Source organism: Burkholderia sp. ABCPW 14, from assembly GCF_001523835.1.
Classification (GTDB): domain Bacteria; phylum Pseudomonadota; class Gammaproteobacteria; order Burkholderiales; family Burkholderiaceae; genus Burkholderia; species Burkholderia mayonis.
The window spans coordinates 1-10,685 of record NZ_LOVS01000189.1 but is presented as its reverse complement, the minus strand read 5'-3'; the positions used below and the strand labels follow the sequence as shown (position 1 = coordinate 10,685).

At 66.3% G+C, this 10,685-nt stretch carries 12 protein-coding genes; 8 read left to right on the top strand and 4 right to left on the bottom strand.

The window, feature by feature from the left end; translation table 11 throughout:
• Positions 1-233 precede the first annotated feature (233 nt).
• Both WS62_RS37040 and WS62_RS27925 read right to left on the bottom strand, forming a co-directional pair.
• The gene (locus tag WS62_RS37040) at positions 234-503 is read right to left on the bottom strand and encodes a hypothetical protein (RefSeq protein ID WP_156441172.1); all 270 of its coding nucleotides are present in this window, start codon (positions 501-503) and stop codon (positions 234-236) included.
• Between the two features lie 29 nt (positions 504-532).
• Positions 533-2,629, bottom strand: a complete 2,097-nt coding sequence (locus tag WS62_RS27925) for a prolyl oligopeptidase family serine peptidase (RefSeq protein ID WP_066577841.1) — start codon at positions 2,627-2,629, stop codon at positions 533-535.
• A 375-nt stretch (positions 2,630-3,004) separates the two neighbouring features.
• Between WS62_RS27925 and WS62_RS27915 the strand changes: the two genes are divergently transcribed.
• The 5 genes from WS62_RS27915 to WS62_RS27895 all read left to right on the top strand — a co-directional run bounded on the left by WS62_RS27915 (position 3,005) and on the right by WS62_RS27895 (position 7,862).
• Entirely contained in the window at positions 3,005-3,472 is a 468-nt protein-coding gene (locus WS62_RS27915; RefSeq protein ID WP_066577833.1) for a rhodanese-like domain-containing protein, read from the top strand.
• A gap of 72 nt (positions 3,473-3,544) precedes the next feature.
• Complete coding sequence (gene epsC, locus WS62_RS27910) at positions 3,545-4,534, top strand: serine O-acetyltransferase EpsC (protein WP_066577825.1); 990 nt, start codon at positions 3,545-3,547, stop codon at positions 4,532-4,534.
• Complete coding sequence (locus WS62_RS27905) at positions 4,531-4,818, top strand: helix-turn-helix domain-containing protein (RefSeq protein ID WP_066577821.1); 288 nt, start codon at positions 4,531-4,533, stop codon at positions 4,816-4,818. Before epsC ends, WS62_RS27905 begins: the two co-directional genes overlap by 4 nt.
• A gap of 121 nt (positions 4,819-4,939) precedes the next feature.
• Complete coding sequence (locus WS62_RS27900; RefSeq protein ID WP_066491234.1) at positions 4,940-5,872, top strand: family 2A encapsulin nanocompartment shell protein; 933 nt, start codon at positions 4,940-4,942, stop codon at positions 5,870-5,872.
• On the top strand, positions 5,847-7,862 hold the full coding sequence (locus WS62_RS27895) for a family 2A encapsulin nanocompartment cargo protein cysteine desulfurase (protein WP_066577818.1): 2,016 nt from the start codon (positions 5,847-5,849) through the stop codon (positions 7,860-7,862). Before WS62_RS27900 ends, WS62_RS27895 begins: the two co-directional genes overlap by 26 nt.
• Before the next feature lie 280 nt (positions 7,863-8,142).
• On the opposite strand, the gene WS62_RS27890 is transcribed toward WS62_RS27895, so the two are convergent.
• Together WS62_RS27890 and WS62_RS27885 are read right to left on the bottom strand one after the other, a co-directional pair.
• Complete coding sequence (locus tag WS62_RS27890; protein WP_066577809.1) at positions 8,143-8,676, bottom strand: cytochrome b; 534 nt, start codon at positions 8,674-8,676, stop codon at positions 8,143-8,145.
• A gap of 161 nt (positions 8,677-8,837) precedes the next feature.
• Positions 8,838-9,029, bottom strand: coding sequence for a hypothetical protein (locus WS62_RS27885; protein WP_066577807.1), 192 nt, complete (start codon positions 9,027-9,029; stop codon positions 8,838-8,840).
• Positions 9,030-9,154: 125 nt separating this feature from the next.
• Here WS62_RS27885 and WS62_RS27880 point away from each other — a divergent pair, with 125 nt between their 5' ends.
• Genes WS62_RS27880 through WS62_RS27870 form a run of 3 tightly spaced genes read left to right on the top strand, consistent with a single transcriptional unit; the run spans position 9,155 to position 10,350 of the window.
• Positions 9,155-9,502, top strand: coding sequence for an ArsR/SmtB family transcription factor (locus WS62_RS27880; RefSeq protein ID WP_066491246.1), 348 nt, complete (start codon positions 9,155-9,157; stop codon positions 9,500-9,502).
• Complete coding sequence (locus tag WS62_RS27875; RefSeq protein ID WP_066577805.1) at positions 9,492-9,926, top strand: YeeE/YedE family protein; 435 nt, start codon at positions 9,492-9,494, stop codon at positions 9,924-9,926. Before WS62_RS27880 ends, WS62_RS27875 begins: the two co-directional genes overlap by 11 nt.
• A gap of 1 nt (position 9,927) precedes the next feature.
• Positions 9,928-10,350: a DUF6691 family protein gene (locus tag WS62_RS27870; RefSeq protein WP_066577803.1), complete on the top strand. Its 423-nt coding sequence runs from the start codon at positions 9,928-9,930 to the stop codon at positions 10,348-10,350.
• Positions 10,351-10,685 lie beyond the last annotated feature (335 nt).

Here is a 10,685-nt window from a genome sequence, read left to right as displayed (position 1 = left end):
GCGGGCGATGCCGATGCGGCCGCCGAGGCGGTGATTCGGGCGAATGACGGGGGGAAGTGAACAGGCGTTGCGGGAGTCGATCGATCAGGCATGCGAAGGATGCGCGTCGGTCGCAGCGCCGTGACACGCATGGTTCCGCCGAATCGGCGCGTTTTCCAGGATGGGCCGGCGACGTGACGCGATCGAATGGGCGACGTCACGTACCAGCGATTGCTTCGATGAGCGACGCAGGCTCACGGCGGCGTCGAGTAGTTCATCACGGCGAGATTCTCGTCGAGTGCGATCGCGTGACTTGCCGATGCAGATCCGCAACGATAATGTCCCCAACCGCGATCGACGAATGCGTTTCGCGAACCACGCAGCGAAGTGAGCGATAAAGCGGCGATTCCCGCAAACAGAGACGAGCGACGAGCGACGAAATCTCGTTCGTATCGGCAAGACTTCTGCGCGCGGACGACAACCTCGAACTGCCGCTCACGATGAGCGGCGAGACGGGCGGGCATCACGCATCCGCCCGTCTTCTCGCGGCGACTTACTCGCGTGAGTCGTCCGCGCCGCGCGACAAATGATTCCACAGGAACACATACCCGATCGCCTCGTGTTCGGCCGTGTCGATTGCGTCGGCGCTGCCGTGACCGCCATCGGTTTTCTCGAGCAGCCATACGTTCCGATGACCCTGAGCCTGCATGCGCGCCACCATCTTTCGTGCATGCGCGGGATGCACGCGATCGTCGCTCGTCGACGTCGTGAAGAGCGCCGGCGGATAGGCGACGTTGCGCGTCACCTGGTGATACGGCGAATAAGATGCGAGCGTTTTCGCGTGTGCCGGATCGTCAGGATCGCCAAATTCGTCGAGCCACGACGCGCCCGCGTGCAGCAGCGGGTAGCGTTGCATGTCGAGCAGCGGTACTTCGCTGACCACCGCGCCGAACAGGTCCGGGCGCTGGATCATGCATGCCGCGACCAGCAGCCCGCCGTTGCTGCCGCCACGGATGCCGAGTTGCGCGGCAGTCGTCACGCCGTCGGCAACGAGCTTTTCGGCGACGGCGATGAAATCGTCGAACGAACGTTGACGGTCCGCTTGCCGCGCCGCTTCGTGCCATCGGGTGCCGAACTCGCCGCCGCCGCGAATATGGGCGAAGACCGCGATGCCGCCTTTTTCGAGCCAGCCGATACCGAGCAGCGGATCGTAGTCCGGCGTGAGCGGAATCGCGAAGCCGCCATAGCCGTTCAACAAGCACGGACGGGGCGATCGCTCTGCATCGTCCAACGCGTCGCGCGGGCCGACCAGCGTATAGGGCACCAGCGTGCCGTCGCGCGAGCGCGCATGTTCGCGCCGCACCGTCAGCGCGGCGGCGTCGAATTGCGTCGGCCAGCGATCGAGGAGCGTCCATGCCGACAGGTCGTCGGCCGCGAGGTCGGCAAGCGAATACTCGGGCGGCGTCAGGTAATCGTCGACGCTCACGTACACTTCGTCGTCGAACGTCGGTTCGACCGGCGATACGTCGACTTGCGCGAGCCCACGCGCCGGGAACGGGCGGGCACGCCAGCTCCATGCGCCATCGACTTGCCGCTCGGGCTGCCAGAGCATCGTGCGGGTGAGCACGTCGTCGAGCCACGACACCAGCAGAAAATGGCGGGTATGCGTCCAGCCGCAGGCAGACGTGTGATCGTTCGGCTCGAATAGCGTCGCGAACGCGCGGTCGCCGGCGACGAATGCCGCTTCGCGGATCGCGAGCAGGCTGCCGCCCGCGTAGCGAGCGCCATCGCAATTCCAGTCGAGCCTCGGCTGGAGCAGCAGCCATCCGCTCCAATAGCCGACCTCGACATGCGCCGGCACGTCGTAGCGAATCCACGCGCCGTTTTCGTCGCGGCGATACGTGTTCGCGTCATAGAAATTGATCGCCTGCTCGATCGCATGATGCCGATCGACCGGATCATATTGCGCGTCGACGGAGATGTCGCCGCGCGCGCCGCGAAACACGACGGGCGCATCGGATAGCGGCGTGCCGCGCGTCCAGCGCCTGACTTCGCGCGGATAGCCGGAACGCGTGACGGTCGCGCCGCCGTTGTCCCAGCCGACATAGAGGGTGTCGCGATCGATCCATTCGATCGAATGCTTGCCGGCCGCGTCGATCGCGAAGCCGTCGTCGATGAACCGGCATTGTTCGATGTCGAACTCGCGCACGACGACCGCATCGGCGCCGCCGTCGGACAGCACGATCAGCGCACGGTCGCCGTCCGGCTCGAGGATGAGCTGATCGTCGAACACCCATTGGACGCCTTCCGTTTCGCCGAGCGCGTCGAGATCGATCAGCGTCTGCCACGCAGGGCGGCCGCTGCGCCAGCTCGCCCACGACGTGCGACGCCACAGGCCTTTCGGATGGCGCTCGTCCTGCCATACGTCGTAGGCCCAGTGCTGCCAGCGTTGCGGGATCACCGGCCGCTCGCGCGGCAACAGCGCTTTCGTGAAGCGGTCGACCAGCTCGCGATAGCGCGCATCGTTCAGCCACCGAGCGTCGCGTGTGCGGGCATTCTGTGCGTCGACCCAGTCGACGCTCGCGGGGTTGTCCAGTTCTTCGAGGAAGAGATACGGATCGGCCTGTTCAGGCCAGAAAGCATGTGGCATGGAGAATTCACGAGAGATATTGCGCGTAATGGTAGCGTAAGCGGAGGTTTGCTCGCTCATCGATTCCGCAGCGACCGATGTTCGGCTGTCCGTTGTCGAGGTTCGCCGTGAAGCGGTGCTTGCGCCTCACACACACGCTTTCGTCATACATGAACGCCCTGAATGGCGGCGTCGTGCGCGCCTCGCGTCCCGCCCGGACCCATTCGCCTTCCTGACTATCGCCCTCATGCACGGCTTCATTTCGAAATGAAAAATAATTGGTTCGGCTTTTGCGGCGCCTCTTCCATAGTGGACCCCTGATGGCTATAGACGGCGCTCGCCGTCGAGCCGGGCCCATGTCTCGCGCACGATGCGCGATAACCATAAGGAGACGCCATGACGGTTGAACTCGAAGCACGCTCCACTCATGCAGTGCTCGAAGCGGCGCGCGAAGCCGCGCGCTCGGCGGGCTCGCCGTACGCGGGCGGTGTGTCACCGCAGGATGCCTGGGCGCTCGTCGAGGCTGGCGACGCGCTGCTCGTCGACGTGCGCACGGCCGAGGAGCGTACATTCGTCGGCCACGTGCCCGAGAGCCTGCACGTGGCGTGGGCGACGGGCACGAGCCTGACGCGCAATCCGCGCTTCGTGCGCGAGCTCGAAGCGAAGACGGGCAAGGATGCGGTCGTGCTGCTGTTGTGCCGCAGCGGCAACCGCTCGGCGCTCGCCGCCGAAGCTGCGGCCAAGGCGGGTTTTACGCAGGTTTTCAACGTGCTCGAAGGCTTCGAGGGCGATCTCGACGATGCCGGCCATCGCGGCGCGACCAACGGCTGGCGTCTGCATGGGCTCCCGTGGCAGCAGAGCTGATTCATCCGACTCGGGCGGCAAAAGCGTCGAACAGCAACAAGTAGCAACAAGCGGCAACAAGGAGCAGCAAACGTGGCGGTATTCGACATCGACGACATTGTTCAATCGCTTCAAACCGTGCGCCAGCGTTGGCGCGAAGTGCAGCGCCGCTCGCTCGAGCCGGGCGGTCGCGAATTGCCGGCGCGCGAGGCGCTCGCGAGCATCGTCGAGACGTTGAAGGGCGTGTTGTTCCCGATGCGGCTCGGTCCGCCCGATCTTCGACAGGAGAGCGAGAACTTTTACGTGAGCCACGCGCTCGACGACGCGTTGCACGCGCTCCTCGCACAGGCACGGCTCGAGTTGAGCTACAAGGTCCGGCACGACGTTTCCGCGCCGGCCGAGGCCGCAATCGAAGGGAGGGCCGACGCGGCGGTGCGCGACTTCGCCGCGCGCTTGCCGGCGATCCGCGCACTGCTCGACAGCGACGTGCTCGCCGCGTTTCACGGCGATCCGGCCGCAGGCAGCGTCGACGAAGTGCTGCTCTGCTATCCCGGCGTGCTCGCGATGATTCATCACCGGCTCGCGCACGAACTGTATCGCCTCGAGTTGCCGCTCCTCGCGCGCATCGTCGCGGAACACGCGCATGCGCAGACGGGCATCGACATCCATCCGGGCGCGCAGATCGGCGGCGGCTTCTTCATCGATCACGGCACGGGCGTCGTGATCGGCGAGACCGCGGTCATCGGCGAGCGCGTGCGCGTCTACCAGGCGGTCACGCTCGGCGCGAAGCGCTTTCCGCGCGATGCGTCCGGGCATCTGGAAAAAGGGCTCGCGCGCCATCCGATCGTCGAAGACGACGTCGTGATCTATGCGGGCGCGACGATCCTCGGCCGTGTGACGATCGGCAAGGGCGCGGTGATCGGCGGCAATGTCTGGATCACGCAGGACGTCGCGCCCGGCAGCCACGTCACGCAGGCCGTCACGCGGAGCGATCCGGCGCGGCCGGCCGATGCGGCGCCATCGCAGCACGGCGCGAATGGCGCGAACGGCGGCTCGCTGTTCGCCACGAGGGCGCTGTCATGACGGCGCTCGTCCAACGTTTCGGCGCAGCAATCCGCGAACTGCGCGAAGCGCGCGCGTGGTCGCAGGAACAGCTTGCCGAGCACGCGGGTCTGAATCGCTCGTATGTCGGCGAGATCGAGCGTGGCACCGCCATCGCGTCGATCGTCACCGTTGAGAAGCTCGCACGTGCGTTCGGCGTGCCGATCGCGCGGCTGCTGTCGCCCGCGGGCGATTCATCCGAGCCGCCGTCGCTCGGATTCGGCGCATCACAGGCGTCGAATGCACCGCTGTCGAGCGTGCGCTGAGTGCTTTGTCAATCTCCGCATCTTGGTGTCTATAGCATGTTGAGCCGTCCCAACGGCGTCTCGATAATGCGTTCTCCAGATAAGCATTCCAGTTTTTGTTCTATAGCCCCCGGAGTCTCCTATGTCGACGATAGTGAGCGGCCAGACGGCGCTCGGCGACAACGCAGCACGGCAACTCGCCAATGCCACCAAGACTGTTCCCCAGCTTTCCACGATCACGCCGCGCTGGCTGACGCATTTGCTGCAATGGGTGCCCGTCGAAGCGGGCATCTATCGTCTGAATCAGGTGAAGAACCCGGAGGCGGTGCGCGCCGCCTGCACCGCGCGCGAGGACGAGGGCGCGCTGCCGAGCACGTTCGTGCCGTACGAGGAAGCGCCGCGCGAGTACTTCCTGAACGCGGTGAGCACGGTGCTCGATGTGCATACGCGGATCTCCGATCTCTATAGCAGTCCGCACGATCAGATCAAGGAGCAGTTGCGCCTGACGATCGAGACGATCAAGGAACTGCAGGAAAGCCAGTTGATCAACAATCCGGATTACGGACTGCTCGCGAACGTCGCCGAAGAGCAGCGCGTGTTTCCGCTGACGGGCGCGCCGACGCCCGACGACCTCGACGAACTGCTGACGAAGGTATGGAAGGAGCCCGCGTTCTTCCTCACGCATCCGCTCGCGATCGCCGCGTTCGGCCGCGAGTGCACGCGGCGCGGCGTGCCGCCGCCGACCGTCAGCCTGTTCGGCTCGCCATTCCTGACGTGGCGCGGCATTCCGCTGATTCCGTCGGACAAGGTGCCCATCGCCGACGGCAAGACGAAGATCCTGCTCCTGCGTGTCGGCGACAAGCGGCAGGGCGTCGTCGGCCTCTATCAGCCCGGTGTCGCCGGCGAGCAGGGGCCGGGCCTGTCGGTCCGCTTCATGGGGATCAACAATCAGGCGATCGCGTCGTATCTGATTTCGCTGTATTGCTCGCTCGCCGTCCATTCGCCGGATGCGCTGGCTGTTCTCGATGACGTGGAGATCGGCAAGTACCATGACTATCCCGACACCTACCGTTAATCCCGCAGCGGGCGCTGCGCCCATCGCGCCGCCGGAAGCGACGCTGCCCGCCGGATTGCCCGATCCGGCGACGCTCGCGCGCCTCGCGTCGGCGTTTCTCGCGGCGCTGCCGGGGCAGGCCGCCGCGCCGGACGTCGGCGCGGGAAGCGGCGCGGTGGGCGGCGTGCCGTCGGCGTTGCCGGCGGTCGCACCGATTCTCGCATCGGTTTCGAATCCCGCGCCGGCGGGCTCGCCGCTCGCCGGACCCGGCGGCACGGGAACCGGCATGCCGGGCGCGGGTGTGCCGCCGGGCAAGGTGCCCGGCGCGAACCTCGCGCCTGCGCCGACGCACGTGCTGTCGCTCGGCAATCGCGCGCCCGCGCTCGTTCCGCACGCGGCTGCGCAGAACGGATTGCCGGATAGCGCCGTGTCGATCGCGCCGGCGCTCGAGCCGCGTGCCGGCGGCGTCGCGCTTGGCGTGCCGCCCGTGCAGGCGCCCGTCTCCGCCCCCCCGGCGCTCGCGCAGTTTGACCTCGAGGGCGCGTCTTCGTCGCCGTATTACTTCGTCGACGGCGCACGGGATAGCTGGCAGCGCGACGCAGCGCAGATCGTCGTGCCGCAGCACGGGATCGCGCCGCCGAGCGCATTCGGCCTGCCGGACGAAGACGCGTTGCGCGATCTGCTGTCGTTCCAGCGGCCGGCTGCGGACAGGCACGGTGGCGCGCGTTATTTCATCGACGACACGCAGCCGCAGCCCGCGACATTCCAGGCGCTCGGCGCCGGTGCGCATCCGCCGTTCGACGTCAATGCGATTCGCCGCGACTTTCCGATTCTCGCCGAGCGCGTAAACGGCAAGCCGCTCGTCTGGTTCGACAACGCGGCGACAACGCACAAGCCGCAGTCGGTGATCGACCGGCTCGCGTACTTCTACGCGCACGAGAACTCGAACATCCACCGCGCCGCGCACACGCTCGCGGGTCGCGCGACGGATGCATACGAGCACGCGCGAGCGAGCGTGCAGCGCTTCATCGGCGCGGCGTCGCCGGACGAGATCGTGTTCGTGCGCGGCACGACGGAAGCGATCAACCTGATCGCAAAAACGTGGGGAGTCCAGAACGTCGGAGAAGGCGACGAGATCGTCGTGTCGCATCTCGAGCATCACGCGAACATCGTGCCGTGGCAGCAGCTCGCCGCGTCGAAGGGCGCGACGTTGCGCGTGATCCCGGTCGACGATTCGGGGCAAGTGCGGCTCGACGAATACCGGAAGCTCCTCAGCGATCGCACGAAGATCGTGTCGGTGACACAAGTGTCGAACGCGCTCGGCACCGTCGTGCCGGTCCGCGAGATTGTCGAGCTCGCGCATCGCGCGGGCGCGAAGGCGCTCGTCGACGGCGCGCAGTCGATCTCGCACATGCGCGTCGACGTGCAGGCGCTCGACGCCGATTTCTTCGTGTTTTCCGGGCACAAGATCTACGGGCCGACGGGCATCGGCGTCGTGTACGGCAAGCGTGCGCTGCTCGACGCCATGCCGCCGTGGCAGGGCGGCGGCAACATGATCGCCGACGTGACGTTCGAGCGCACCGTGTTCCAGCCGCCGCCGAACCGTTTCGAGGCCGGGACGGGCAACATCGCCGACGCGGTCGGGCTCGGCGCGGCGCTCGACTACGTGACGCGGATCGGCATCGAGAACATCGCGCGTTACGAGCACGATCTGCTTGCGTACGCAACGAGCGTGCTCGCGCCGGTGCCGGGTGTGCGGCTCGTCGGAACCGCGCGCGACAAGGCGAGCGTGCTGTCGTTCGTGCTGAAGGGCTATGAGACGGAAGAGGTCGGGCAGGCGCTGAACGAGCAAGGCATCGCGGTGCGTTCCGGACATCACTGCGCGCAGCCGATCTTGCGCCGCTTCGGGCTCGAAGCCAGCGTGCGTCCGTCGTTTGCGTTCTACAACACGTGCGATGAAGTCGATGCGATGATCGACGTCGTGCGGCGGCTGGCCGCGCGACGCGCATAAGCCGGCATCACTTCGCCGCGGCGCCGGGATCGGTCGATTCGCACGATTCGGCCGATCCGGTCGCCGCGTCGTCGAACGGCCGAAATCCCGGCCTGCATTTCGTTCGTCATACGAAAAAAGACCCGGTTCAGAACCGGGTCGAAGAGAGCGATGCAAGCGGCGAGGACTGGGCCGGCCATGGCCATGCAACCGGCGAGTCCTCATCGCAACGACATCACTCCGCGTGGCCGTTGCGCATGGGGCGACCGGCGTGCAAACGGCCGCCGCGCGCGCCTTTCAATCAGATCATCCGTTCGAATGCGCCATCCTTCATCACGAAGCGATGCACGAGCGCCGCGAACGCGTGCATGCCGATCAGCACGATGAAGAGCGTCGCCGACAGGCTGTGCCATTCGCCGATCGACGCGCCGAGCGAGTGCGGTGCGGCAATGGTCGGAAGCGGCGCGACGCCCGCGAGCTTCAGTTGCCACGTGCGGCCGTTCGCGTTCAGCCAGCCGAGCAGCGGCACGGCGATCAGCGCGGCATACAGCAGCTTGTGAACCGCACCCGCGGCGAACGAGAGAAGCGCACTCTGCTGATGCGCGGGCGGACTGCGGCGCATGAGCGACCACAGTATGCGTGCCGCGATGACGGCGATCAGCGCGGTGCCGAGCGCGACGTGCCATGCGACGAGGCCGGCAGGCGGCGTCGTGCCATGCACGTCCGGCATCGTCCAGCCGAGCACGAATTGGGCGAGCACGAGCGCGGCGACGCTCCAGTGCAGGAGGCGGCTGAGCAGGTCGTAACGATCTGGGGTTCGGGTGGTGCGTGTCATCGCGCGAATCGTCCTGTGGGGTAAGCCGTTCGTAGGGGGCAGCCGGCCGACGCGTCGTGCGTTGCCGGGCCGGACCGATTATCGCGCGCGATTCTTATGGAAATCTTAAGGTCGTGGCGGCGACGAGCCGGATGAGCGGTTCGCGCTGCGCAGATGGCGGCTCAAAGCCAATCCGGCCGGCCCATGTGCGCGGGATGAGGGGCGTCGACATGCGCGTCGGCGACGGTCTGCTGGGACGCGCATCCACTCGCCGCGAAAAGCGTACTGAGACAGAGCAGGAAAATGAGAATGCGTTTCATATCGTTCTCGCGGGTGCGGCCACCGAATTCGCTTGCCGCCACTGTGACGGGCATGCGCTTAAGGCATCCTTAACGTTCCGGTTCGAACGCCGCGGCAAGAGCGCACACACCTTTGCACTGTGCTAATCATTATGTGAAAATATATAATGTTATCTGATAGATTGATTGGGGGTGAAAAGATGCGTGCTGCCGGCTCGTCGATCGACCTGTCCGAAATGCGTGCGTCGGCCGATGCCGCGTGCGCGCTGCTGAAGGTGTTGTCGAATCCGGATCGACTGCTGTTGATGTGCGAGCTCGCGCAATGCGGCGAGCTATGCGTGAGCGACATCGAGGCGCGCCTCGACATCCATCAGCCGACGCTGTCGCAACAACTCGCGGTGCTGCGCGACAACGCGCTCGTCCAGACGCGGCGCGACGGCAAGAACATCTACTATGCGCTGGCGAGTGAGCCGGCGATCGCAATCATGTCCGTGCTTTACGAGCAGTTCTGTGCAACGAGCAAGAAGGGGAAGCGTCGTGGCCGTTGATCTCGTTCATTTCACGCCGGGCTTGTCGCTCGCAGGCGGTCTGATGATCGGCGCGGCCGCCGCGCTGCTCGTGCTTTTCGACGGCCGTATTGCCGGCATCAGCGGCATCGTCGGCGGGCTGCTCGCCGGCCGGCGCAGCGATGCCGGATGGCGCGCGGCGTTTCTCGTCGGCTTGATCGCGGCCGCGCTCGTCGCGCATGTGCTCGGCGGGTTCCCGACGCCGGTCGTCGACGCCGGCTGGGCAAAGGTGATCGCTGGCGGCGTACTGGTCGGCGTCGGTACGCGCTATGCGGGCGGCTGCACGAGCGGACACGGCGTCTGCGGGATCTCGCGCGGTGCGCTGCGCTCGATTGTCGCCACCGTGGTATTCATGACCACGGGCATTGCGACGGTGTTCGTGCTGCGCCACGTGTTGGGAGGGTGACATGAGCGTCTTTTTCGCATTCTTGTCGGGCTTGCTGTTCGGCACGGGGCTGCTGCTGTCCGGGATGGCGAATCCTGCGAAGGTGCAGGGTTTTCTCGATCTCGCGGGCCATTGGGATCCGTCGCTCGCGTTCGTGATGGCCGGCGCGATCGCGGTCGGCTCGATCGCGTTCGCGTTGGCGAAGCGGCGCGAGCGTTCGCTGCTGGGACGGCCGATGCAGATCCCGCCGCACGGGGCCGTCACGCTCAGGCTCGTCGCGGGCAGCGCGGCGTTCGGCGTCGGCTGGGGGCTCGTCGGCTTTTGTCCGGGGCCGGCCGTCGTGTCGCTCGGCCTTGGCGGCGCGAAGGCGTTCGGCTTTGTCGCGGCGATGCTGGTCGGGATGGCTGCGTTCGAATGGAGCGAGCGCGCCAGCGCGAAGCGCTGAGCGGCACGTGTGGTCGGTGTGAGCGTACACGTGAGGCTCGCCGTGAACACGCAAGATTGTGTAGGATCGGCTCCTTCTCGTTTTCGATTTCGACTGCCCGATGATCTCGATCCGCCTGCTCGAATCTGCCGACGCGTCCGCATTCAAAGCGTTGCGTCTCGTTGCGATCGACGCGTCGCCGGCTGCGATCTGGCCGACACGTGCCGAGTGTCGATGGCGGTCAAAATCCGCGCTTTTCCGGCGGCGTCACGTAACGGCGGCATGACACAAGTTTCAAAATCGACGTTGCAGGAGCGACGAACCTGTCGGAAGCGGGATATTGACGCGGGGCGCGA